Source organism: Hamadaea sp. NPDC050747, assembly GCF_040654195.1.
GTDB lineage: Bacteria > Actinomycetota > Actinomycetes > Mycobacteriales > Micromonosporaceae > Hamadaea.
The window spans coordinates 274,141-299,028 of sequence record NZ_JBFAHM010000002.1 but is presented as its reverse complement, the minus strand read 5'-3'; the positions used below and the strand labels follow the sequence as shown (position 1 = coordinate 299,028).

The following is a 24,888-nucleotide window of genomic DNA, read 5'->3' as shown; positions in this document are numbered from 1 at the left end:
GCCATGAGGAAACGCAGAATTCCCATCCCAGTCGTGGCGTCGATCGCGGCCGCGCTGCTGACGTCCACGGCCGTCGCGGTGGCCTTGCCCGCCGGGGCGGCGGTGTCCGGCTGCTCGGTCGCGTACGCGGTGTCGTCGCAGTGGCCGGGTGGCTTCGGGGCGAACGTCACCGTCACGAATCTCGGTGATCCGGTGACGAGCTGGACGCTGACCTGGTCGTACAGTGCCGGGCAGACCGTGACACAGTACTGGAACGCCACTCTGACCCAGAGTGGAGCCGTGGTCACGGCCAAGAACGTCAGCTACAACGGTTCCATCGCCACCAACGGCACGGCGTCCTTCGGGTTCAACGGGTCGTGGTCCGGCAGCAACCCCGCTCCGACCGCGTTCGCGCTGAACGGGGTGGCCTGCACGGGCGGCACCGGCACCTCGCCGAGCGCGAGCGCCTCCGCGTCCGCCTCGACGAGCGCCAGTGCCTCGCCGAGCAGCTCGGCTACTACCTCACCGAGCACTGGACCAATCGACATCGCGGTGAACAGCTCCACGAAGTACCAGACGATCGACGGCTTCGGCGCGGCGGTCTCGATCTGGGGCAGCGCTTGGTCGACGGCGGAGACGCAGACGCTCGTCGGGCTCGGGGCCAACCAGTTCGGGCTGTCGATCGTGCGTACGGGGATCTCGCCGGTCTCGAGTGAATGGGCGACTCAGGTGAGCGCCTTGAAGACGGCCAAGTCCTACGGGTCGGGCGTCAAGATCATGGCGTCGCCTTGGACGGCTCCGGCGGCGTGGAAGTCCAACAACAGCCGGACCAACGGCGGCAAGCTGTTGCCCGAGTACTACGACGACTACGCGAACCATCTGAACAGCTACGTCCAGTACATGCGCGGGCAAGGCGTACCGATCGACGTCACCTCGGTCCAGAACGAGCCGGACTGGCACCCGGACTACGACTCGATGGACTGGAGCGGCACCGAACTGGCGACCTGGGCATGCGCCCAGGGTGCGAAAGTGCAGAACACCAAGCTGCTGGTCGCCGAAGCGGTGAACCTCAACTACAGCTACACCGATCCGACCCTGAACGACGCGTGCGCCCGCAACAACATCGGCTACATCGGCGGTCACCTGTACGGCACCGAGTCGGCGGGGCGGCTGGGCCCGTATCCGCTGGCCGCGCAGTACAACAAGCCGGTGTGGATGACCGAGTGGAATCTGCATGCGGCCGACGGGAGCGGTTCGACCATCTGGGGCGACCCCACCAACCTGGCGGCCTGGAACGAGACGCTCGACGACATCATGCGTACGGTGCACCGGTCGATGGAGGCCAACTGGAGCGCCTACATCTGGTGGTACGGCAAGCGGTTCTACTCCTTCATCGGTGACGGCGAAGCGGCCTACGGCACCACCGCGGGCGCGCCGCTGAAGCGCGGATACGCCTTCTCGCAGTACGCGAAGTACGTGCGGCCGGGATACCAGCGCGTCGCGGTGACGAAGAGTTCGAAGGCCTCGCCGCTGGAGGTCACGGCCTACGCCGGGGGCGGGAAGCTCACGCTGGTGATCCTCAACCGGTCGACGAGCGCGGTGAACAACGCCGTGATCCAAGCCGGGCAGAACATCACGTCGGCGGCGCACTACCTCACGTCGCAGACCCAGTCGGCGGCCAGTCAGCCGGCGGCCGTCAACGGCTCGACGGTCAGCGTGAACGTCGCTGCCCGAAGCATCTCCACGGTCGTCCTCACCCTCTGAGGACGACGACATGAACGTGGGGCCGCACACGCCCGGCGTGCGGCCCCACCATCATTCACCAGCTCCTCAGGACAGGGTGTACACCACCATTCCGTGCGGTTCGGAGTTGGTCTGGAAGTTGCCGCCGCCGGACATCTCGACCACGGTGTCGAATCCGATGAGGTCCCAGGTGAGACCGATCAGCTCGTCGACGCCGTCGGCGTTCAGATCGGCGATCACCACCGTGCTGGTCGTGTAGGTGCTGTCACTCGCCAGCGTCGGGGGATAGTTGATCGGCCCCGTGAGGATGGAGACGTCCCACGCGGTCGCCCCGCCCTCGTTGCCGGAGACCACGAGTGACTGTCCGCCGACGCCGCGGGCGAACCCGCCGCTGTAGGGGGACGGCAACTGGTTGCGGTGGTACACGGTGCCGTCCGGCGTGATTAGCGTGAAAGCCGCGTTGCGGATCTGCAGCAGCCCGGCCGGGCCGGCGGCGTACGCGTGATGGGTGAAGTAGCCGCCGTCGGTGAACGCCTGGAGCCGCGCGCCGGTCCGGGCGTCGCGCCGGTCGATCAAGGTGGCGCCGATGTTCGAGCCGGCCGGCGTGGACAGCCAGGTGAACACCACGGAGTTGCCGTCACCCACGGTCGGCGCCATCGTCACGCCGTTCCAGAGGCTCGCGCCGCGGATCGTGCCGCCGTCCAACGCGGACGGCGTTACCGCCCAGCGGAGGCCGCCGGAGTCACCGTCGACCGCCATCCCGCCGACGACCGGAGCGGCGACGTTGAGCGCGCCCTCGGTGTTGAAGGCGGCGAACACCGTGCCGTCGGCGATGACGGCGTCGGAGAAGCGCACGCCGTCGGCCGGGTGCCGCGTCCACAGTCGTTCGCCGCCTCCGGCGTACGCCCGCAGCGCGTCGGTCGGCACGACCAGCTCGGCTCCGGCCTTGCCGTCGAGGTCGCCCGCGGTGACCGTCCAGACATGGTCCCCGCCGATCGTGGTACGCACCCGTCCGCTGTGCGGATCGAGCACCTGAGCGGCGTCCGTCGCGGCCACGACGACCTCTGGCACGCCGTCGCCGCTGACGTCAGCCAGCTGCACCTGGTGCACCGCGCCCGCGGTGACCTGCCGCCACAGCACCTTCGGGTTCTCCGCCGAGGCCGACGACGTCCCGAGCGAAGCGCCGTCGAGGGCGAAGACACCCCGGGACTCGCCGCCGACGATGAGGTCGGTGACCCCGTCGCCGTTGACGTCGGCCGGCACCGCCGTCACGAGGTCGCCGAGCAGCGGCGTGATCTGGGCGATCTGACCGCCACCGGCGGCGTACCGGTACAGGGTCTGGTTCTGCGCGATCGCGATGATCTGACCGTCCTGCGCGGTCAGCACGAGGGGCTGGCCGACGTCACCGGTGGTGCTCCAGCGGACGGTGCCGGTGGGGCCGTCAATCGCGACGACCGAGGTCACCCGGTCGCCGGTCCGGTTGGCGGAGCTGCCAAGCCCCTGGGGTTCCCATTGCCCGGCGACGACCGTACGCCCCGAGGTGGTCAGGCCGAGCGAGATCGGACCGTCGCCGCCGGACGCCGTTCGCTTGACCGTGCGAGCCCAGAGTTGCGTCGCGCCGTCCTCACCGTCCACCGCCCGGGTCTGAGTGGTGTTGACGAACATCGTGCCGTCGAAGAACGCCTCGTTGACGACGTACTCAGGCGCGGCCGACCCGGCCACGTCGGCGACCAGGAGGTTGGCCGGCAGGGCGTTGACCCGGCTGCTGCGCAGCGTCCGGGCGCCGGTCGTCAGGTCGTAGGTGACCAGATCGTATCGGCCGCTGGCGATGGTGACGCCGTCGAGTCCGATGCGCTGCTCCAGGGCCACCAGGCGATTTCTCGACGTGTCGGCTCGCAGGAAGCGGGCGAACGCCGGGTTCGTCACGTCCCAGCGAACCGCGCCGGTGACGCTGTCGATCAGCATCGTGTGGCTGACCACGCTGGTGTTGCGATACGACTCGATCCACCCGGCCGCCACCTGGCCGGCCCCGGCCGCCGCCAGCGATGCGAAGATCGCCGTCCGCGAGCCGGTCGAGACCGTCCACTCGCGGTCGACCGCCATGCCGGTGGTGAACCGCCACCCGTGCAGCTCGGTCTTCTGCGCGGCCGGCGTCTGCGTGTTCGTTCCCGCGATCACCGTCGCCAACAGGGTGCCGTCGGCGATGGCGACCTGGTAGGCCGCCGGCAGTAGGGCCGACCACTGGGTCGCCCCGGTCTGCCCGTTCAGGACGGTCAGGAACGTGCCCGTGTTCAGGGCCGAGCCCGGCTTCGTGAACGGCCGGTAGGGGGAGACCCCGACCTCGGCGAGGAACGCGACTTCGGGGATTCCGTCGCCGGTCAGGTCGCCCACGGCGTACGACTGAGGCTCGATGGTGCTCAGCGGGCCGTAACCGAGGTAGATCCGGGCCGAGTAGGGCTCGGGCTGCCAGGGCCTGAGGTTGGTGACCTGCCAGTCGGAATGCAGCGACGCGGTGCCGCGCCGCCAGACGGTCTCGCCCGCCGCGGTCATCCGCGCGACCGACCCGCCGCTGTGCACGACGAGCAGGTCACCGCCCGGCAGCGCGCTGGTCGCCGTGACGCCGCGCACCGTCTCGACCAGGCCGGTCGCCTTCATGCCGGTGGTCGTGGTGTTGGCGGTGGTTGCGGTCGTCTCTGCGGTGGTCTCGACCGCGTCCAGGCGCCGGGCGGCCGCGGCCACCTCGGCCTCGCTCGGCCCGGTCGGGTCCGTCGCGTCCTTCGTGGTGCTCGCGCCCAGCGGGGCGGTGAAGGTGATCGCCTGGTCACCGTCGAGCACGACCTCGTTGTACGCGTAACGCAGTCCGTCAGTGCCCGCGACGTTCTCGAGGCCGATCGTCGCCCCACCACCCCGGGCGGCGGCGTTCCCGCCCACCTGGTGGTACTGCAGCGTGATGTCGCCGTTCTCGGCGAACACGACCTCGGCGCTGACGCGGGTACGCCCGTCCGAGGCGAGCAGCGCGTCGTCCCACTCGACGACGAACCGGCGATCACCCACGCGGCCGAGGAGCGCGGTCTGCACCTTGGCCCGGTCGTCGATGATCAGGTCGTCCCAGAACGCCGCGACGACGCCGTTGGGGTTGCCCAGACCGGGCAGGATCGTGTTGGCGTAGTCGCCCAGCCGGGGCTCGGCGAAGTTGACCAGACCGTTGGTCGTCACGTACGCCGTCTTCCGCTCGACGCCGTAGAAGGTCACCGGGAACGGCAGCGCGACGGTGGCGACGTCCTCGTCACCCTTCAACGGCAGCCGGTCGTGCGCGTCGACCCAGTCCGGCCGCGACGGCGTGCAGGTGTAGCCGTAGCGGTCGGCGCGGTTGGGCAGGGCGAAGTCGAGCGTCGCGGCCGCGCCGACGGTCAGCGACCGCGACATCGGCGCGTTGCAGAGCACCGGCGCGGCCGGGCTCGCGACGACGTCGTACGCCCCTTCGGCCACCGCGGCGAAGGTGTAGCGGCCGTCGGCGTCGGTGGTCGCCTCGTCGAGTGGCGTGTTCGCCACCCGGACGGCGGCACCGGCGAGCGGCCGGCCCAGCACGTCGTACACCCGGCCGGACAGCGCGTGCTGCGGCGCGGCGGCGAGCGCGAAGTCCCGGCGGCTTTGGGTGTTGGCGGTGACGGTGACACCGGTCGCCTGCGCGTCGACCCGGCCGTAGAGGTGCGCGGTCACGGTGTACTCGCCGACGGGCAGGTAGATCTGGTAGGAGCCGTCGGCCAGCGTGCGCACCGAGCGGGTGGTGCCGCTGGAGGTCGCCGTGACCGTCACACCCGTCAGCGGGTTGCCCGACGCCGGGTCGGTGACGACGCCGGTCGCCGAGCCGACCTCACCGCGAGGAGCGGCGCTGACCGCGGCGTACGCGTCGAGGCGGCCCTCGCCGAACACGTTGTTCTTCGCGGCGGTGCCGCCGCACGTCAGGTTGGCGGTGTCGACGGCGGTCGAGTCGAGGATCTCCGTCGTCCGAGGAAGGTCGCCGACCAGCGCCGGCGCCGCCGACCACAGCAGCGCGATGGTCCCCGCCACGTGCGGCGCGGCCATCGAGGTGCCGTTCATGGCGGTGTAACCGTCACCCGGGTACGCCGAGCGGATGTTGGAACCGGGGGCGGCGATGTTGGGCTTGGCCAGCCCGGCGACCGACGGGCCGCGGCTGGAGAAGCTGGAGATCGCGTTCGTCGAGGTGAACGAACCCACGGCGTACGCGTCGGCGTCGTCGCCCGGCGAGTTGGCGGTGCCACAGGCCGGTCCGCTGTTGCCGGCGGAGAAGACGGGGAAGATCCCGGCCGCCCGCCACGCGTCGATCATGTCGGCGTACCAGAGGTCGTTCTGCCCGCCGCCCCAGGAGTTGTTGACGATGTTCGGGGCGAGGTCCGGCCGGGGGTTCGCGCCGGTGCTGTCGGTCGGCGCGAGGATCCACTGGCCCGCCAGCAGCAGCGACGACTCCGAGCACGAGTCGGTCTCGCAACCCTTGGCGGCCATCCACTTCGCGCCGGGCGCGACGCCGATGCCGCCCGCCCCGACCATGGTGCCCATGGTGTGCGTACCGTGGCCGGCGTTGTCACAGGGCGCGGCGGTCGGGCAGATCCCGGCCGGGTCGTACCAGTTGTAGTCGTGCGAATAGCGACCGTCGCCCAGCGAGCCCCGGTACGCGGCGGCCAGCGCCGGGTGGTCGAACTGGACCCCGGAGTCGATGTTCGCCACGACGACACCCTCGCCGGTCGTGCCGTACTCGCTCCACACCTGCGGGGCGCGGATGCGGTCGATACCCCACTCGACGGCGGCCGTGGTGGCGGTCGCGTCGACGGCGGCGGTGTCCGGGAGCTGGAACACCTTCTCGGCGGTGATCGCCTCGACATCGGACCGGGCCGCGATCGCCGCCAGCACGGTCGCGTCGCCGGTGACGCGGACCTCGTCGGTGATCCAGAAGGCGGTGTACTCGGCCTTCGCGTCGTCCAGCTGCGCACGCAGGCCGCGCTGGCTGTTCGCGGCGTGCTCGGTCAGCGCCTGATACGCCGCCTTCGCCTTGCCGGCCCGCGTACGCTGTGCCTTCGCGTCGGACAGATCGGCGGAACCCTTGAGGCGTACCAGGAATGTGGCCTGGCCGTCGTCGGAGAGGTCGGCCCGGACGGCCGGGTCGACGGTGGCGGTCGACTCGGCGGCGGTCGCGGCGACGGGCGCCGAGGCGACGGCGCCGACCGTCGTCAGCAGGGCCACGGCGACCGGCAGACTCAGTCGCCGCAGGAGCTTTCGTGACATGAGGAGTGTCCCTTCCCGGCCGCTGGGGGTTCGCGGCATGGTGGGACTATTCGCCCTCGGCGGGAAGATCCGCTAGAGCCTGGGATGGCCGATCCCCGCCAATGACCGGTGTCGGCCAGTTCCCTGATAGGACCGTCAGACCCAGCCCCGTCGACTGGCTTGAATGCCCGCCTGGAATCGGCTCGTCGCCCCCAGCCGATCGAGCAGCCGGGTGATCCGCCGCCCGAGCGTACGCGCACTGACCCCGAGCTGCCGCGCCATCGCCTCGTCCTTGAGCCCCGAGCCGAGCAGCGTGAGCAGCGCGCGATCGACCTCATCCAAATCGTCCGGCAGCCCCGGAGTGTCCGGTCGCAGCGGCGCGGCCCGCTCCCACAACGACTCGAACAACGCCGCCAACGCGGACGACAGCAACGACGGATGCACCACGATGACGCTGCGGATGCGACCCTCCCGCACCGACAACGGCAACAACGCGCGTACGCCGTCCACGACGATCAGCTTCAACGGAACGTCGGCCAGCGTCCGGGCCTGTTCCCCCGCCCGGATCGCCGCCATGATCACGTCATACCGGCCAGGCAACTCCAGCGCCGCGGTCGCGTAGATGGCCCGGTTGCGGATGTTTCGCGCGAACGCCGACTCCTCCGCCTTCGCCGACGCGTCGTGATCCACATACGGTGGCGCGTCCAGCACCGCCACCTCACGAGTCGCCGACCCCACCAACTCCATCATCATGTCGACCGCCGCCCGCTCCCCGTCGACGACCTCGGCCAGCCGGCTCGGCTCACCGCGCGTGATGCCTTCGGCGTACTCGACGGCCAGCGCCGACGCGGCCTGCAACACCTGCTCCAGCGCCTCCTGCCGGCCCCGCACCAGCGCCGCGATCCCGACCTTGGGATCCCGCGCCCGGTGACCACCGTCGCCGCGCTCGACCAGCTCAGCCTGCATTAACTCACCCACCAGATCGGCGAGCCGAGCCACCGGGAACCCCACCTCCTCGGCCAACCCGGCGTCGACCGGGCGGCCCGGCGAACGCAGCATGGCGCGATACACGCGTACGGCGGCGGCCGAGACACCGACGGCGTCGAGCGGCCCGTCAGGGGTGATCATCGCGACAGGCTAGCGGTTGAACCTCGTACGCGCAGGCCGCGAGCCGCGTACTAGGTGGTGGCGCTCAGGCCGTGACCTGAGCGCCGTCGCGACGGAGGGGAGTGGGTCAGCGAGGGGCCCAGATGGTCGCGTCGATCTTCGCCTCGCCGCCCGACACGCTGACGAACTTGATGAGCACGATGTACTTCGAGTCGCCCGTGGTCATGCAGAACCGGGCTCCCTTGAAGTACGAGGGCGAGTTGGCCGAGATGCCCTTGCCCTCGCGTGCGACCAGGTCGGCGCAGTCGGCGGCCGTCGGGTCGGCGGCGCCGCTCCACTTCGCGATCATGGAACCGCCGGCGGAGGAGATCTTGCCTCCGGCGTCGTAGGTGTCCATGCCGCCGTATTCCGGCTTGATGACCGGTGGCACCTGGTCGAAGTCGATTCCGTAGTTGGAGAACAGCATCGTGTTGTGCCACAGCGGGTCGTCGCCACCGCCGCCGGTCGCTGTACTCTGGCTCGGCACGGGCTTCGGCGACTCGGTCACGTGGCTCGTGGACGTCGAGGTCTCGGCGGCGGCAGCGGGGGAGTCGTCCTTGTCGGACCCGACGATCTGATAGATGAACGTGCCGAGGCCGACGATGGCGGTCAGCAGACCGGCGATGGCGGTCAGCAGACCGGGCAGCGACGTCCAGAAGGACGAGCTCTTGGCCGACTCTGGCGGGGACGTGGGTTCAACGCTCACGAGCTTCGGACTCCCAGGACACGGTGACGTGACAGCAATACTGGTCTAGGCCGATAGCGGCCCGGGGTGATTCTGCCATGTCTATGGGTCGCCCGCCGGTGGGGTCAGGCCCGATCATCGTCGCGAGGGGACCGGCGCGCTACTCGGCCCGGAACACCGCGCGTACGCCGATCAACCGCACCGGGCGGCGACGCTGGAACCGGTCCAGCGCCGTCATCGCCGCCTCCATGATGGCCGCCTCGTCGGCCGGTTGACCAGGCAGGGTCCGCCCGTGCGTCTCGGTGAGGAACGGGGCGTACCGCACTTTCACCACGACCTGCTTGACGTCCCGCCCGTCGGCGAGGGCGGCTCGTCCGACATCGGCCGCCATGCGCGCGACCGCCTCCCGTACGTCCGCCCAGTCCGCGAGGTCCTGCTGAAAGGTGTGTTCCTGTCCCGCCGACCGCGACACCCAGGCCTCGCCGGTCACCGGCGAATCGTCGCCGCCGTTGGCCAACAGCCACAGCCATGGTGCGGTGGCCGGTCCGAAGGTCGAGGCCAGCTCGGCGGGGTTCGTCGCGGCCAGCTCGCGTACGGTGTGGACACCCAGCTCGGCCAGTTTGCGCGAGGTCTTCGGGCCGATACCCCACAAGACGTCCGTGCCCCGATCGCCGAGCACGGTGAACCAGTTCGCGGCGGTCAGCCGGAACACGCCGTGCGGCTTGCCGAAGCCGGTCGCGATCTTCGCCTGCAGCTTCGTCTGGCCGATGCCGATGCTGCAGTCCAGCCGAGTCGCGAGGCGTACACGTCGTTGGATCTCGCGCGCGAACACCTCCGGATCGCGGACCCGCTGGAGGGCCGCGTGGCTCAGGAACGCCTCGTCCCAGCCCAGCGGCTCGACCACCGCGCCGGTCTCGCGCAAGGCCGCGAACACCGAAGCGGAGGCCTGCTCGTACGCCTCCCGGTCGACCGGCAGGAAGACGGCGTCAGGGCAGCGGCGCGCGGCCGTCCGCAGGGGTTGACCAGAATGTACGCCGAACGCCCGGGCCTCGTAGGAGGCGGTGCTGACGACACCGCGCTTGGTCGGATCCCCGTCCCCGCCGACGACCAGCGGACGCCCACGCAGTTCGGGCCGCCGAAGGAGTTCGACGGCGGCGATGAACTGGTCCATGTCGAGGTGCAGGACCCAACCGGCCATACCGCCATTGTTCCTGCTTGATCCGGCGGATGCGGTGTTACTTCGCGAACGTTCAGATGTTGCGATCCGGCTACTGAAGCTCCACGACCGCCCGGATCACGCCGAACGCCGCCGCAGCCCGCCGGCACCGGATCAGGGTTCTGGGTCGAATCATGGAGCAAGATTCGACCCAGAACCCTGATCCAGCGGGGAAGCCCGCCGCGGAAGCGGCAGAAGGGCGGATCAGGAGGTGGGCTCACCCGACGGAGCGGTCAGCGTCACCCCGAGTCCGACCGGTGTACCGAAGTTCGGTGTGCCGTCGGCGTTCCACGAGATCTTCTGGGCCCGCGTCGACCGGTTCATGTCGCAGCCACCCGAGGCGGACGAGTTGGCGTGGTAGACGATCCAGTCTTCGGTGCCGTCGGGCGACTTGAAGAACCCGTTGTGTCCCGGCCCGAACACTCCGGCGGCGTCGTTGCGGGTGAAGATCGGGTTCGCCGACTTGACCCAGGACGACGAGGTGAGCGGGTCGCCGCCGGTCCAGGTCAGCAGGCCGAGCTTGTAGTCCGGGGTGGAGCAGTGGCTGGCGGAGTAGACGATGAACGTCTTGCCGCCGTGCTGGATGACTTCGGCGCCTTCGTTGACCGCACCGCCGACCGTCTCCCAGCTGTAGGTGGGCGTGGACAGCAGGTGCCGGGTTCCGGCCGCGGTCCACGGGTTGCTGAGCTGGCGGATGAACATCGGCTGCGAGCCGTTGTAGTAGGTCCCCAGCAGGTAGAGGTTGCCGTTGAGCTGCAGGATGCTCGGGTCCAGTTCCCAGGTGTTGTCCGAGGTCGGGTCGAGCAGGTCCGCCTTGAAGGTGTAGGGCCCCATCGGATCGAGACCTGAGCTTTCGAGGACGTGGATGCGCTGGGTGCCGAGGTCGTAGGGTTCGCGCCCGGCGACGTAGTACAGATACCAGCGCTGGCCGTTGGGTCCGTTGAGCAGGTGGAACTCGGGCGCCCACATGGTGCCGGCCCCGTTGGGGTTGGTCAGGTTGAAGATGACCTGGTCGGTCGCGCTCGCCAGGCCGCGCAGCGTGGTCGCTTTGCGCATGGTGATGGTTCGGTTCCATGTCGTCGTGGCGAGGTAGTAGTACCCGTTGTAGTACTGGAGCCACGGGTCCGGCCCCTGTGCCTTCAGCGGGTTGCTGAACGTGCCCGGCGTCGGGGTGGTCCCACCACCGTTGTACGCCGGCACGCGCCAGACCCGGCTGGTGGCGGTGCTGCACGGCAGTTGGACCAGGCCGGTGTTCGAGGCGGAGGAACCACCGCTCGGCACGATGCACTTGCCGGAGCTGACGGAGACGATGTTGAACGTCTTGTCCGTGCCGCTGACGGTGACGGCGGTGAGCCGCCATTGCTGGTTGGTGCCGCTGTGGCAGGTCCACTGGATGATCGTGGCGTTGTCCGCGGTGGACGCGCCGTAGACGTCGACGCACTTGCCGGCGTTGAGCGTGCTGATGGTGTATCGGTCCGTGGTTCCGGACACCGGGGTGAAGGTGAAGGTCTGGTTCGTGCCGGAGTTGCAGCCGTACTGCAGCAGCTGCACTCCGTTGGTGGCCGAGCCGTTGGGCACGTCCATGCAGTTGCCGCCGTTCTGATTCACGGCGGTGCTGCTGAACGTCACGATCGCCTGGGCGGGCGTCGGGAATCCCAGGCTCGCCAGGACCATCAGCGGCACGGCGAGCAGGGACAGGCGGCGGGGACTTCGCATGGGTCCACATCCTTCGGCGGGTAGGCGGAAGCTGACAGCCTCGCGGTGAAAGGCCGCCGAAACCGGCCGCCTACCCGGACACCGCTGTGGTCGTCCCACTATATCAGCGAATCTACTGATATCGAACTAGTGAGAGGGGTGGAGGGCAACGCGTCAAGAAGGGGTCAACGGGTTGCGGGGGAGCGGGCGGCGATGAGGCGTTGGAGCAGGATGAACACGAACAGCAGGATCCCGATGACCATCTTGGTCCACCATGAGGAGAGGGTCCCCTCGAAGGTGATGATGGTCTGGATGAGGCCCAGGGACAGCACGCCGAGCATGGTGCCCCAGACATATCCGGTGCCGCCGGTGAGCAGCGTCCCGCCGATGACGACGGCTGCGATCACGGTCAGTTCCATGCCGATGGCGTGCAGGCTGTTGCCGGACGGCAGGTAGAAGGTGAACAGGATCCCGCCCAGCGCCGAGCACAGGCCGCTGATCGTGTAGACGGCGATCCGCGTACGCCCGACGGGCAGGCCCATGAGCAGCGCGGACTGCGGGTTGCCGCCGACGGCGTACGCGTCGCGCCCGAGCTTGGTGAAGGCCAGCACCAGCGCGGCGACGATCACGACGGCCACCGCGATGAGGACGCTCCAGGTCACCTTCAGCGACCCGAACTTCAGCGACGTCCCCATGTACGTCCAGAAGGGATCGTTGATCGGGATGGACGACGTGCTGATGGCGTAGCAGATGCCCCGGGCGAGGAACATCCCGGCGAGGGTCACGATGAACGGCTGGATCTCGAAGAAGTGGATGATGCAGCCCATGCCGAAGCCGAGCGCCGCACCGGTCGCGAGGCCGGCGAGGATCACCAGCGGCACCGGCCAGTGCGCCCGTTCCAGCAGCACGGCGGTCAGCATCGTGGTCAGGGCCACGACCGAGCCGACCGACAGGTCGATGCCGCCGGTCAGGATCACGAAGGTCATCCCGACCGCGACCACGAGGATGAACGCGTTGTCGATGAAGACGTTGAGGATGATCTGCGGGTCGTTGAAGCCGATGTAGCGCAGCGAGCCCAGCCCGTACATCAGGGCGAGCAGGCCCAGCGTGGCGAGCACGGGGATGTGCCGCTCCTGCGGCCGCCATCGCTGCCGGACGGGCATCGTAGTCATGCGATCACCGTCCTGCGGCCGGCGCTGGCCTGACGGAGACTGCGCTGTTTGATGACCGTCCATTGGCCGTTCATGCGGGTACCTCGATCTTGGCGGGCTCGGACGGCGTCGCCGGGGTCGGTCGTGGGCGCCGCCCGAAGACCTTGGCCCGGAACGCGGGGGACTGGATGAGGCAGACGACGGTCACGACGACCGCCTTGAACAGCATCGTCGTCTCCGGCGGAATGCCCACGGTGTAGACGGTCGTCGACAGCGCCTGGATGATGAGCGCGCCGAGCACGGTGCCGCCGAGGGAGAACCGGCCGCCGCTCAGCGAGGTGCCGCCGATCACGACGGCCAGGATCGCGTCCAGCTCGTACCACAGCCCCGCGTTGTTGCCGTCGGCGCTGTGCACGTTCGAGCTGATCATCAGGCCCGCGATGCCCGCGCACAGGCCGCAGAACAGATAGACCATGACCATGATGCCGCGGGCCCGGATGCCCGCCAGCCGGCTCGCCTCCGCGTTGCCTCCGGTCGCCTCGATGAGTACGCCCAACGCAGTGCGCCGGGCCAGGAAAGCGGTGACGGCGATCATGACGACGGCGACGAGCACCGAGAAGGGGAGGGTCGCGAGGTACCCGCCGCCGATCAGCTCATAGGGGTCGCTGTTGACGGTGATGATCTGCCCGTCGGTGATGAGCTGGGCGATGCCCCGGCCGCCGACCATGAGGATGAGGGTGGCGATGATGGGCTGAATGCCGATCCCGGCGACGAGCAGCCCGTTCCACAGTCCCAGCACCAGCGACAACGCCAGCGCCAGCCCGACGGCCACCAGTACGCCGCCGACCGAGTTCTGGTCGCCCTGGTCGCTGATCACGAGGCAGGCGAGCGCGCCGCTGATGGCGATGGTCGAACCGACCGACAGGTCGATGCCCCGGGTGGCGATGACGACGGTCATCCCGAGCGAGACGACGACCAGCGGCGCGCCCAGCCGCAGGATGTCGATGAGGCTGCCGTAGAGGTGACCGGCGCGTACCTCGACGTGCAGGAAGTTGGGCGTGAACGCGACGTTGCCCAGCACCAGGACGGCGAGCACGACCGACGGCCAGAACAGGCGGTGGGTCGCGGCGGTCCGGGCTGCCGCGGCGAATCTGGTCATGCGGCGGCTCCTGATCCGTGCGCGATCGTCTCCAGGACACGGTCGGCGTCGAGGTCGTCGGTGTTGGCCAGCTGAGCGACGAGCTTACGGTCCCGCAGTACGCCGACCTTGTGGCTCAGCCGCAGCACCTCTTCGAGTTCGGCCGAGATGAACAGCACCGCGAGGCCGTCGCGGGACAGTCCGGCGACCAGCTTCTGGATCTCGGCCTTCGCGCCGACGTCGATGCCGCGGGTGGGCTCGTCGAGGATGAGCAGTTTCGGCTCGGTGATGAGCCAGCGGGCGAGCAGCACCTTCTGCTGATTGCCGCCGGACAGGTTGCGCACGGGCAGGTCGGGATCGGCCGGCCGGATCTGCAACGCCGAGATGTATTTGGCGACCAGTTCGTCCTGTGTGCGTCGCGGGATCGGGCGCGTCCATCCGCGTACCGCCTGAAGTGCGAGGACGATGTTCTCGCGGACCGTGAGCTCTTCGACGAGCCCTTCGGTGCGGCGGTTCTCGGAGCAGAACGCGATGGAGTGGGCCATCGCGGCGCGGGGCGTGCGCAGCGCGACGGCCTGGCCGTCGAGCAGCAGCCGGCCGTGGTCGGCGCGGTCGGCGCCGAACAGCAGGCGCGCGACCTCGGTGCGCCCGGATCCGAGCAGGCCCGCGAGCCCGACCACCTCGCCGGGATGGATCGTCAGGTCGAACGGGGCGATGGAGCCCTTGCGGCCCAGTTCGATGGTCTCGACGAACGGGTTGCCGGACTCCAGCGCCGACAGCTCGGGGCGGTGCTCGCCCTCCAGCTGTTCGAGGGTGGTCAGCTCCTTGCCGATCATCGCGGTCACGAGGTCCACATGCGACAGCTCGGCGGTGGGGTACTCGCCGACGAGGCGGCCGTTGCGCAGCACCGTGATCCGGTCGGCGATCTCGTAGACCTGATCGAGGAAGTGCGTGACGAACAGGATCGCGACGCCTTCGTCCTTCAGTTCTCGCATCACCGCGAAGAGTTGCTGGACTTCGGTCGCGTCGAGGCTGGAGGTGGGTTCGTCGAGGATGAGTACCTTGGCCTCGATGTCGATGGCGCGGGCGATCGCGACCATCTGCTGCACGGCCAGTGAGTAGGTGCCCAGCGCGGCGGTCACGTCGATGTCGAGCCGTAGCCTCCGGAGCAGCTCGCGGGAGCGCCGCCGGATCGCCGCCCAGTCGATGCGCCCGAGCCGGCGCGGCTGGCGGCCGATGAAGATGTTCTCGGCGACCGAGAGATTGGCGCAGAGGTTGATCTCCTGGTAGACCGGGCTGACCCCGGCCTGCTGCGCCTGCAGCGGACTGCCGAAGCGCACCGGCCGCCCGGCGAGCGAGATGTCGCCGGAGTCGATGCTGTACGCCCCAGTGAGCACCTTGATCAAGGTGGACTTGCCGGCGCCGTTCTCGCCCATGAGGGCGTGCACCTCGCCGGGGAACAGCCGGAAGTCGACGGCGTCGAGAGCCCGTACGCCGGGGAACTGCTTGCTGATCCCGGTCATGGTGAGGACCGGTTGGCTCATGGCCGCTACTCCCAATCTCCGGTACGCGGGCGGGACGTGGCCGCCCCGCCCGCGCCTGACCGGTCAGTACTTGCGTTCGGGGAGCGCGGCCTTGGCCTGCTCCTGGGTGAAGGTGGTCTCGTTGGTGACGATGCGCTTCTCGACGCTCTCACCGTTCTTGACCTTCTTGACCAGCTCCATCAGCTGCGGGCCGAGCAGCGGGCTGCACTCCGCGATGAAGTTGATCTTGCCGTCGGCCAGGGCCTGCATGCCGTCGTGGACCGCGTCGATCGTAATGATCTTGATGTCGACGCCTGGCTTCTTCCCGGCCGCCTCGATCGCCTCGATGGCGCCCAGACCCATGTCGTCGTTGTGCGCGAAGAGCACGTCGATGTCCTGGTGCGCCTTGAGGAACGCCTCCATGACCTCCTTGCCCTTCGCGCGGGTGAAGTCACCGGGCTGCGAGGCGATCACCTTGAACTTCGGGTCCTTGGCGATGACGTCGCCGAAGCCCTTCTTGCGGTCGTTGGCGGGCGCGGCGCCGGTGTTGCCCTGCAGCTCCACGATGTTCACCGGGTCGTTCTTGCCCTCGTACTGCTTGACCAGCCACTCGCCGGCGAGGTTGCCCTCCTTGATGAAGTCCGAGCCGAGGAAGGTCTGGTAGAGCGAGGTGTCCGGCGAGTCGATCGCCCGGTCGGTGAGGATGACCGGGATCTTCGCCTCCTTCGCCTCGTTGAGCACCGCGTCCCAGCCCGACTCGACCACCGGCGAGAAGGCGATGACGTCGACCTTCTGGGCGATGAACGAGCGGATCGCCTGGATCTGGTTCTCCTGCTTCTGCTGGGCGTCGGAGAACTTGAGGGTGATGCCGGCGGCGGTGGCCGCATCCTGCACCGACTTCGTGTTCGCCGTACGCCATCCGCTCTCGGCGCCGACCTGAGAGAAGCCGAGGGTGATCTTGCCGTCGTCGCTGCCGCCGCCCGGCTCCTTCTTCGAGCACGCGGCCAGCCCTGCGACCGCGATCACGGCGGCTAGCAGGACGGTTGTAGACTTCCTTAACACTGTTCACTCTCCTTCAAGGCTGGACCCGGTCGGCAAACCGGGCCGCCGAAAACAGGCTGATGCTTTGTCCCTTGTGGAGCTGTGTGCGGTGGTGGTACGCGGCCGGCGGGTTCAGCGCCGGCCGCTTTCTGTTCTCGCCGCTCTGCTCAGCGGCGCGTCTTCGGCGGGATGGGGCGGTGAGCCGGTGGTCCGGGCCGCCGGAACGGTCAGGTGGGCGTCGACTCCCACCCCGACCGCCGTCCCCTCCGGCGGCCCGGCCCACACGGCGGCTGAATGCTGCCGGAACAGCGGTCCTCGATGTTAGCGCTCTCATTCATCGGGGCGAGTCTCCTGCGTCGGGACGGTCATCGGGGGAGTCAGCGCGGATCGCGCGTACTGTCGCGAACCTGCAACGTGGGGGTGAGCAGGATCTGCCCGTGCGGGCGATCGCCGGTGGCGAGTTCCACCAGCAGTTGCATGCTGCGCCGGCCGACCTCGCCGAAGTCCTGCTGGACCGTGGTGAGCGGCGGGATCATGAACGGCGCCTCGGGGATGTCGTCGAAGCCGACCACGCTGACGCCGTCGGGTACGCCCCGGCCCGCCTCGTGCAAGGCGCGCAGGAGACCGAGTGCCATGTGGTCGTTGGCGCAGAACACCGCGGTGACGGACGGATCGGCGGCGAGCCGGCGGCCGGCTTCGTAGCCCGACCGGGAACTCCAGTCGCCGTCGAGCGCTTCGGGGGCGGGTGCGCCGGCGTCTGCCAACGCGTCTCGCCACCCCGCCCGGCGTTCGCGCGCCTCCGGCCACCCGGCCGGCCCGGCGATGTGGTGCACCGTCGAATGCCCGAGCGCCAGCAGATGCCGGGTCGCCATCGCCGCTCCGGCGGTGTTGTCGACGCCGACCATCGGTACGCCGGAGGTGTGCCCGATGCCGACCCCGACCAGCGAGATGCCCGCCGGCACGGCGTCGAGCGCCTCGGCCGCCGAGTCTTTGGGCACGATCGCGACGATGCCCTCGACCGACTGCTCGCGCAATCGGTTGATGGCGTCGAGCACCGCCCGCCGGCCGAGCGCGTTGATGCTGGCGATGCTGACGAAGTAGCCCGCCGCCCGGGCCGCCTGCTCGATCCCGTAGACCATCGAGGCCGGGCCGAACAGCGTGCTGTCGAAGGTGACGATGCCCAACGTGTTGGAACGCCTGGTCACCAGGGTCCGGGCGGCCGAGTTGGGCTGGTAGTCCAGCTGCCGCATCGCCTCGAGTACCCGCTCGCGGGTCTCGGGGCGCACCTTGGTGTGGTCGTTGAGGACGCGCGAGACGGTCTGGTGCGAGACCCCGGCCAGGCGCGCGACGTCCGTCATCACCGCGGACCGCGGTTGACTGGAACGGGCGCCGGCCATGACATTCCCCTCGGTGAACGACGTGTTGCGGGGGTGTTGCGCCCATAGTGTTAACGCTCACATCGGGTGTCGTCAACCCAAGTGGATCTTCCGTTACCGTCCCGTTTCCCGCTTGGTCCACTCCAGCGGTGTCCGATTTGGCCGATGACCACTCTGTCATCGGCCGACCTGCGAAAAGTTCGCCTGATCTTGGTGTTGACGTCAACCTCCGTTGCGACCGGAGGACGAGATTGCCCAGACATGGGACATGGACACCACCACCACGATCACTCGCACGACTTCGCGGTCACCGGCTCGGACCTGCCGGCCGCGCTCGACCTGAGCATCCCGGACACCGAGCTGTCGCCGTCGGACACCTCCCGGCGTACGTTCCTGCGCGGGGCGGGCCTGCTCGGCGCGGGCGCGGCCGTCGGCGGCCTCGTCGGCGCGCCGGCCTTCGCCGGTGGTAAGAACGAGACCTCGGCCGAGGCGTACAACCAGCACGAAGGTGCGGCGGGCGACCTCGTCTGGCTCGCCGGCGACCACCACATCCACACCCAGCACAGCTCGGACGGACAGTACCGGGTCATCGACCACGTCAAGCACGCCCACGCGTACGGGCTGGGCTGGATGGTCATCACCGACCACGGCAGCGTCGCCCACGCCAAGATCGGCGTCGACAAGGTGAACCCCGACATCCGCGCCGCCCGCTCCGAGATCGACGACATCCTCGTCTTCCAGGGTCTGGAGTGGAACATCCCGGCCGCCGAGCACGGCACGGTCTTCGTGCACCCCGGCCAGAACGAGGTCGCCGTCCTCAAGGAGTTCGAGAACGCCTTCGACGGCGTGGTCACCAACACCACCGGGTCGACCTCGGCCAACGAAGCCGTCGCCATCGCGGGCCTGAACTTCCTGAACGACGCGGTCGCGAAGAAGCGCGTACAGGACGCGATGTTCTTCGCCAACCACCCGGCGCGCAAGGGGATCGACTCGCCGCACGAGATCCGGGGCTGGCGCGACGCGGCCCCGCACATCGCGCTGGGCTTCGAAGGCGCGCCGGGCCACCAGGCCGCCGGCATCCCGTCGCCGCTCGGCCCGGGCTCGGGCCGGGGCTACTACGACAACTCGCCGTCGTCGGCCTCGTTCCCCGGCTACCCGCTGGAGAGCTACCGGACCTGGGGCGGCTTCGACTGGATGACCTCGACGGTCGGCGGTCTGTGGGACAGCCTCCTCGCCGAGGGCAAGCCGTGGTGGATCACCGCGAACTCCGACTCGCACTCGGTCTACGGCGACACCTCGGTCAACGGCGGCGGCGACTTCAACGCCAACGGCCGCTACAACGACGCCGTCTACGGCGGCCCCGCGATCCTCACCAACGGCGACTTCTGGCCCGGCTACTACAGCCGCACGCACGTCGGCGCGGCCCGCCGCTCGTACGCCGCGGTCATGGCCGGTCTGCGCGCCGGGCGGGTGTGGGTCGACCACGGCGGCCTGATCGACGGCATCGACGTCCGCGTCGGCACCGCGACCCTCGGCGGCACGTACGCCGTGCGTACCGGCCGGGACGTCCAGGTGAAGATCAAGATCAAGCCGGCGAGCAGCTCGAACTGGGCGCAGTTCGTGCCCAGGCTGGCTCGCGTCGACCTCATCGCGGGCGAGGTCACCGGCCCGGCGGCCGACAAGGACGTCTTCACCACCCCGAAGACCAAGGTGGTCAAGTCGTTCGACGTCTCCTCGTCGACCGGCACGGTCACCCTGACCTACACCTTCCCCGACGTCGAGAAGCCGTTCTACCTGCGGCTGCGGGGCACCGACGGGAAGCGTACGGCGGTCGGCCTCAACGGGCCCACGGTGGACCCGGTCGGCCCGGCGATGGACGTCGTCGGCTCGGCCGACCCGTGGCAGGACCTCTGGTTCTACACGAACCCGATCTTCGTCCTCCCGCTGGGCCGATGATCTCGGGCCTCGACCTGGGGCACGCGAGCGTCGTGGAGGCCGAGCACTGGCTGCGGGAGACCGCGGCCGGGCTCGGCCTCGCCGACCTCGTCGCCTGCACCCACCTCGTCCACGGTGACCATCCGCGGGTCGCCGTCTCGTTGTCCGCCGGCGGTTCCTGGCCGGATCCCGTCGATCCCGAGGTCGCCACGCGGGTGGCCGCGCTGCATGAGTCCGGCCAGGGTGGCCGGGCGGTCGTCTATCCCGGGGTGGGCGCCCTGGTGGGGACGCTCTCGGTCGCGGAAGTCCTTGCGGTCAGCGCGATCCAGGAGGTACGCGTCCTGGGCGCGCCGTCGCCGCAGCCCGATCCGCAGACCCTGATCGACACCCGGGACTTCGTCCGCCCGCAGTACGCCGACGGCCGCCTGGTGCTGATGGCGATGCCGGCGCCGGACGGGCGGATCGCGCCGTTCGAGGTGCCGAATCCGACGCCATGTTGCGCGTTCCACTGAGTCGCGGATGGTGGCAGAGTCAGTGACGTGATCGAGCAGGTGCCGCGCGACGCGATCCTCGACCTGCGCTGGTCGGTGCTGGCTCCCGAGATTCAGCGGGAGTCCGCCGAGCGCCACAGCTTCGTCGCGCGGGGACCGGAGTTCGTGCGGGTGTCCGGCCCGTACTTCCTGTTCGTCCGCAACCTCTCGGCGCCTACGCTCAGCCGATGAGCGCGGCTCCGCAGAACTCGGCGGGCGGCAGAAGCCGCGTGTCAGGTTCACGCGCTTTCCGGCCAGCCGTCGCAGGCGATCCACCAGGCCTTCGGGAGCGTCGCAGGTCGCGAATGTCCGGTCGGCGTCGAGCCAGCCGACGTTGACCGTGTTCAGCTCGGGTTCCCGGTACGTGTACGGGCTCAAACCGGAAAGTAGGTCATCGGACGGCTCGGTCGCCGAGCCCGGCGAGGACGGTGTCGAGCATCCGGTCGAACTCCGCCGTCGAACCGAAGTCGGCGAACCGGGGGGCGAGCGCCGCCAATGTCGGATGGGTGGCGGCGTCGAAGTCCGGCACCGGGCTCGGCCCGCCGGCTCCCGCGCCGGTGCGGGCGAGCAGGTGACCGTTGAGGAAACCGAACAGCACCGCCGGGGCATCGGCGACGGATTGATCGGGCAGCCCTGATCGGCGCATCGCGGCGACCAGCTGGTCCAGCGTGGTCAACGCGACCGGCGAGAGTTGGGCGCGCGTCGCCAGCAGTGGGAAGACCCGCGGATGCCGGTACGCCATGTCCCGGTAGCGGTGCGCGATCTGCCGCGCGACGGCCGGCCAGTCCCCGGACAGGTCGTCGGCGTGGGCTGTCGCCTCGGCGAGCACGGCTTCGGATACCGCGTCCAGCAGCGCGGCCTTGCCCTTGATGTGGTGGTAGATCGACATCGGATCGACCCCGAGGTCGTCGGCCAGCCGCCGGACGCTGAACTGGTCGAGGCCGTCCCGGTCGACGAGGGCGACGGCGGCGGCCGCGATCTGTCCGCGGTCGAGCCCTGCCGAGGTGCCACGTGTGCGGTTGGCCACGTCTCACTCCTCCGATTGCCAAACCTACGCCGCAGAATATACCGTGGCCACGGAAAACCTACGGTGTAGATTTTGGGAGGATGTCATGCAGCTCAAGCGATGGGTCGTCGCGACGATGTACGCCGGACTGGGTCTGACGGTGCTCGCGTCCGTCGTCCCCTTCGCAGCCCGGAATCTGCTGGCCGAGCACATTCAGGCCGGCTATCCGGCGTACGACCGGGGGCAGGTCGACTCGGCGGTCGGTCTCGCCCTGACCCTGCTGACAGTCGTCGGCGTACTCGGCGTGCTGGCCTGGATCGGGACGACCTGGGCGGTCCAGCGGGACAAGCGCTGGGCGCGTCCCGTGGCCACCGTGATGTTCCTGGTCGGCGCGAGCCTCGGGCTGACCGGGTTGCTCACCCGGGACACCTCCGGCGACACCGGCCTGCCCGCGACGCTGGGCCTGCTCGGCCTCGTACCCAGCCTGGCCGGGCTGCTGGCCGTGGCTCTGCTGTGGATCGGTCGCCGCCCGGGCGTCCGGTAGCGCCGGTCAGGTGTGTTCGGCGAGGAGGCGGGTCAGCGAGAGCCGGAAATGATGGCGGCTGGTCGAACCTTCCACGACGACGACCCAACTGTCCGCGCCGTGCTCGAAGATCCGCCGACCGCGGTCGGTCCACGGATGCTGGGGCCGGTAGGTGGCGGCCAGGTATTGGATGCGGGTCACCGCCGTCTCCCGGTCGTCACCCAGCTCGAAGTAGGTGGTCAGCTTCCAGGTGGCGTACTGGCCGCTGCCGGTGCTCTCCTCCAGCAGGGCGTACCAGCTGCCGACCTCCATCAGGACACCGTGTCGAGGACGGCCACCGTGACCCGGAAGTGCCAGGTGCTCGTCGCGCCCTCGACGACCACGATCCAGGTGTCGTCGCCGAGGCGGAACACCTGACGGCCCTTCTCCTGCGCCGGGTGCACCGGTCGATGGGTCGCCGCCGTCTCGGCCGCCAACTCCAATGCGGTGGCGCGATCCGGACCGAGCACCCGAGTCTTCGTCAGCCGCCACTTGGCGGAGTCGCCGCCGCCGGAGTTCTCCTCGATCAACGCGTACCAGTTGCCCGGGGTCCCATGCATGCGACCGATGATCGCATCGCGCCGCAAACTCAGTCGAGCAGTGCGGCGGCGACCGCGCGGGCGAAGCCGTCCACGTTGTCGATCATGATGTTGTGCCCGCTGTCCGGGATCGGCACGACGCCGACGCCGGCCGCCGAGAGCCGGTCGGCGTCCGGACGGGTTCCGTCGCTCGCCGGATACAGCAGGGTTCGCGGCAGGGACACAGACTCCAGATGTTGCCGGGCGGTCGGATCGCCGCCGAGCAATGCGTTCATCGCCGTTCGGTAGAGGGCTCGCGGTTCGGCCAAGCGCATGGTGGCGGCCCAGTGCGGGCCGACGTGCTCCAACGTCTCCGCCCAGCCGTGGTCGAGGAACTCCGCCTCGGTCCGGTAGACCCCGATCCCCGAACTTCCCGGGCGCTTGACGGTCGGCAGTGGGTGCACCGGATCCAGCACCGGATCGACCAGCACCAGGCGGCGTACCAGCTGAGGATGGCGGGCCGTGAGCACGCAGGCGACCGCCCCGCCCACGCTGTGCGCCACCACATCGGCCTGGCCCACCGAGGCCTGCTCCAGGGCGCGGGCCACGAGGTCCGCGTGCATTTCCAAGGTGTACGCCTGATCGGCGGGCCGATCGCTGATCCCGAAGCCGAGCAGGTCGACGAGCAGTGAGCGGTGGCCGGCGAGGGCCGGGTGGGCGACCGCTTCGGCGTAGTAGGGCGCGGAACTGGCGCCGAGTCCGTGCAGGTAGACGCGAGCGGGCTGGGTGCCGGGAAGCTCGACCCAGCGCAACCGCGAGCCGTCGGGGAGAACCTGAGCGCTATGCATAGCCAAGAAGATATCTCGAAGCCGAGGTATCTTGGCAAGAGGGTACGATGCTGATCATGCTCGAACTGGCCATCCTGGGTTTCCTCTACGATGAGCCCCTCCACGGGTACGACCTACGCAAGCGGGTCGGCGCGTTGACCGGGCACGTCCGCCCGATCGCCGACGGCACCCTGTATCCACTGCTGAAGCGGATGGAGGCGGCCGGCCTCCTGAGCCGGGAACTTCAGCCGGGCAGCGTCGCGGCGCCCCGGCACATGCTCTCGCTGACCCCCGCCGGGCGAAAGGCGCTCCTCGAACGGCTGCGCGAGCCGGACGAGCTGTTCATCACCGACGAGAATCGGTGGTTCACCATGCTGGCCTTCCTCCGGCTGCTGGACGACCCGGCGGCGCAGGCGGCTGTGCTGCGGCGACGGCTGCAGTTTCTGACGCAGCCGGCGAGCTTCTTCTGGGACGGCGATCGGCCGCTGCGGGCCGCGGACTTCGAGGATCCGTTCCGGCGTGGGCTGTTCACCATCGCGACGGCCACGTCGCGGACCGAGCTCACCTGGTTGCGGGAGACCTTGACCGACCTGGAACGACCTACCGGCCGGCGGCGGTGAGGTCGCGGTCGGCCACCGGCTCGGCCACGTCCGGCGGGCGGGGCGGATACACCCAGGCGACCATCACGACCGAGATGATCATCAGGAGGAACCAGGAGCCGAGCTTGCTCGGCGAGACGAGGTGCCAGCCGGCCGTCTGACTCGGATAGGACCAGGCACGTGACCAGGTCGCGATGTTCTCGGCGAGCCAGATGAAGACTGCGACCAGCCCGAAGCCCAGCAGCAGCGGCATCCGCAGGCGCCGCCGGAAGATCCGGAAGTACATGACGCATCGCCCGAAGACGACCGCGACCACGGCGGTGATCACCCACCGCAGATCGATGATGTAGTGGTGGCTGAAGAAGTTCACGTAGATCGCCGTGGCCACCGCGACCGTCGCCCACTGCCGCGGATAACGCTCGAACCGCAGGTCGAACAGGCGATAGACGCGTACGAGGTAGGAGCCGACGGCGGCGTACATGAAGCCGGAGAAGAGCGGGACGTGGCCGAGCCGCAGCACTCCCGTCTCCTCGTACGCCCACGACCCGACCGCGGTCTTGAACAGTTCCATCCCGGTGCCGACGACGTGGAAGAGGATGACCACCCGCAACTCGCGTAGGGTCTCCAGACGCGCCGCCACCATGATGATCTGGATGGCGACGGCGGCCAGCGTGAGCGCGTCGTTGCGGACGAGGGGTGCCGAATCGGGCCACCAGAGCCGGGCGGCGAAGATCACGGCCAGCATGGCCGCGCCGAAGACGCACGCCCAGGCCTGTTTCGCCGTGAACGCGACGAACTCGACCAGCCAGCTTCGCCAGCCGGTCGAGGACGTGCGGTCGAGCCAGTCGTGGACCCGCCGATCGAGGGCGCTTTCGGTGCTGGTCAGCGGGCTTTCGGGCACCCGACGGAGTGTAGCCGGATAGGTCGGCGGGGGCTGG

At 69.4% G+C, this 24,888-nt stretch carries 20 protein-coding genes and 1 pseudogene; 6 read left to right on the top strand and 15 right to left on the bottom strand.

Going from position 1 to position 24,888, the window contains the following annotated elements:
• Nucleotides 1–3: 3 nt before the first annotated feature.
• On the top strand, nt 4–1,743 hold the full coding sequence (locus tag AB0H43_RS04755) for a cellulose binding domain-containing protein (protein ID WP_359996523.1): 1,740 nt from the start codon (nt 4–6) through the stop codon (nt 1,741–1,743).
• Nucleotides 1,744–1,809: 66 nt separating this feature from the next.
• Here AB0H43_RS04755 and AB0H43_RS04750 read toward each other — a convergent pair whose 3' ends face one another.
• The 10 genes from AB0H43_RS04750 to AB0H43_RS04705 form a co-directional block, all read right to left on the bottom strand.
• A complete protein-coding gene (locus AB0H43_RS04750; protein ID WP_359996521.1) occupies nt 1,810–7,023 on the bottom strand; it encodes a S8 family serine peptidase in 5,214 nt (1,737 codons plus the stop codon).
• A 135-nt stretch (nt 7,024–7,158) separates the two neighbouring features.
• Entirely contained in the window at nt 7,159–8,130 is a 972-nt protein-coding gene (locus AB0H43_RS04745) for a hypothetical protein (protein WP_359996518.1), read from the bottom strand.
• A gap of 106 nt (nt 8,131–8,236) precedes the next feature.
• Nucleotides 8,237–8,854, bottom strand: a complete 618-nt coding sequence (locus AB0H43_RS04740) for a hypothetical protein (RefSeq protein ID WP_359996515.1) — start codon at nt 8,852–8,854, stop codon at nt 8,237–8,239.
• Between the two features lie 139 nt (nt 8,855–8,993).
• A complete protein-coding gene (locus AB0H43_RS04735) occupies nt 8,994–10,031 on the bottom strand; it encodes a DNA polymerase IV (protein WP_359996513.1) in 1,038 nt (345 codons plus the stop codon).
• 222 nt (nt 10,032–10,253) lie between these two features.
• Entirely contained in the window at nt 10,254–11,765 is a 1,512-nt protein-coding gene (locus AB0H43_RS04730) for a family 43 glycosylhydrolase (protein ID WP_359996510.1), read from the bottom strand.
• A 164-nt stretch (nt 11,766–11,929) separates the two neighbouring features.
• Nucleotides 11,930–12,916, bottom strand: a complete 987-nt coding sequence (gene yjfF / locus AB0H43_RS04725; protein ID WP_359996509.1) for a galactofuranose ABC transporter, permease protein YjfF — start codon at nt 12,914–12,916, stop codon at nt 11,930–11,932.
• Nucleotides 12,917–12,986: 70 nt separating this feature from the next.
• Nucleotides 12,987–14,054 carry an ABC transporter permease gene (locus tag AB0H43_RS04720; RefSeq protein WP_359996506.1) on the bottom strand — a complete coding sequence of 356 codons (1,068 nt, stop codon included), beginning with the start codon at nt 14,052–14,054 and terminating at the stop codon, nt 12,987–12,989.
• On the bottom strand, nt 14,051–15,577 hold the full coding sequence (locus AB0H43_RS04715; protein ID WP_359996504.1) for a sugar ABC transporter ATP-binding protein: 1,527 nt from the start codon (nt 15,575–15,577) through the stop codon (nt 14,051–14,053). The genes AB0H43_RS04720 and AB0H43_RS04715 overlap by 4 nt, the downstream gene beginning before the upstream one ends.
• Before the next feature lie 63 nt (nt 15,578–15,640).
• Nucleotides 15,641–16,582, bottom strand: a complete 942-nt coding sequence (locus AB0H43_RS04710) for an ABC transporter substrate-binding protein (RefSeq protein ID WP_359996501.1) — start codon at nt 16,580–16,582, stop codon at nt 15,641–15,643.
• A gap of 392 nt (nt 16,583–16,974) precedes the next feature.
• A complete protein-coding gene (locus AB0H43_RS04705; RefSeq protein ID WP_359996499.1) occupies nt 16,975–17,955 on the bottom strand; it encodes a LacI family DNA-binding transcriptional regulator in 981 nt (326 codons plus the stop codon).
• A gap of 279 nt (nt 17,956–18,234) precedes the next feature.
• Here AB0H43_RS04705 and AB0H43_RS04700 point away from each other — a divergent pair, with 279 nt between their 5' ends.
• Genes AB0H43_RS04700 through AB0H43_RS04690 form a run of 3 tightly spaced genes read left to right on the top strand, consistent with a single transcriptional unit; the run spans nt 18,235 to nt 20,630 of the window.
• Nucleotides 18,235–19,929 carry a PHP domain-containing protein gene (locus AB0H43_RS04700; RefSeq protein ID WP_359996496.1) on the top strand — a complete coding sequence of 565 codons (1,695 nt, stop codon included), beginning with the start codon at nt 18,235–18,237 and terminating at the stop codon, nt 19,927–19,929.
• Nucleotides 19,926–20,420: a hypothetical protein gene (locus AB0H43_RS04695; protein WP_359996493.1), complete on the top strand. Its 495-nt coding sequence runs from the start codon at nt 19,926–19,928 to the stop codon at nt 20,418–20,420. The genes AB0H43_RS04700 and AB0H43_RS04695 overlap by 4 nt, the downstream gene beginning before the upstream one ends.
• A gap of 27 nt (nt 20,421–20,447) precedes the next feature.
• Nucleotides 20,448–20,630, top strand: coding sequence for a hypothetical protein (locus AB0H43_RS04690; RefSeq protein WP_359996490.1), 183 nt, complete (start codon nt 20,448–20,450; stop codon nt 20,628–20,630).
• Between the two features lie 199 nt (nt 20,631–20,829).
• Here AB0H43_RS04690 and AB0H43_RS04685 read toward each other — a convergent pair whose 3' ends face one another.
• Nucleotides 20,830–21,465, bottom strand: coding sequence for a TetR/AcrR family transcriptional regulator C-terminal domain-containing protein (locus tag AB0H43_RS04685; protein WP_359996487.1), 636 nt, complete (start codon nt 21,463–21,465; stop codon nt 20,830–20,832).
• A gap of 85 nt (nt 21,466–21,550) precedes the next feature.
• Here AB0H43_RS04685 and AB0H43_RS04680 point away from each other — a divergent pair, with 85 nt between their 5' ends.
• On the top strand, nt 21,551–21,988 hold the full coding sequence (locus AB0H43_RS04680) for a hypothetical protein (protein ID WP_359996484.1): 438 nt from the start codon (nt 21,551–21,553) through the stop codon (nt 21,986–21,988).
• A 6-nt stretch (nt 21,989–21,994) separates the two neighbouring features.
• Here AB0H43_RS04680 and AB0H43_RS04675 read toward each other — a convergent pair whose 3' ends face one another.
• From AB0H43_RS04675 to AB0H43_RS04665, 3 genes are read right to left on the bottom strand one after another with little or no spacing between them, the layout of a single operon-like run.
• Nucleotides 21,995–22,279, bottom strand: coding sequence for a hypothetical protein (locus tag AB0H43_RS04675; RefSeq protein ID WP_359996481.1), 285 nt, complete (start codon nt 22,277–22,279; stop codon nt 21,995–21,997).
• A complete protein-coding gene (locus AB0H43_RS04670; protein ID WP_359996478.1) occupies nt 22,279–22,566 on the bottom strand; it encodes a hypothetical protein in 288 nt (95 codons plus the stop codon). The genes AB0H43_RS04675 and AB0H43_RS04670 overlap by 1 nt, the downstream gene beginning before the upstream one ends.
• A 29-nt stretch (nt 22,567–22,595) precedes the next feature.
• Nucleotides 22,596–23,372 carry an alpha/beta fold hydrolase gene (locus AB0H43_RS04665; protein ID WP_359996475.1) on the bottom strand — a complete coding sequence of 259 codons (777 nt, stop codon included), beginning with the start codon at nt 23,370–23,372 and terminating at the stop codon, nt 22,596–22,598.
• A 56-nt stretch (nt 23,373–23,428) separates the two neighbouring features.
• On the opposite strand from AB0H43_RS04665, the gene AB0H43_RS04660 reads away from it, so the two are divergent.
• Entirely contained in the window at nt 23,429–23,971 is a 543-nt protein-coding gene (locus AB0H43_RS04660) for a PadR family transcriptional regulator (protein WP_359996472.1), read from the top strand.
• A 40-nt stretch (nt 23,972–24,011) separates the two neighbouring features.
• On the opposite strand, the pseudogene AB0H43_RS04655 reads toward AB0H43_RS04660, so the two are convergent.
• Nucleotides 24,012–24,851 (bottom strand): annotated as a pseudogene (locus AB0H43_RS04655) (DUF817 domain-containing protein); the annotation flags it as partial.
• Between the last annotated feature and the right edge of the window lie 37 nt (nt 24,852–24,888).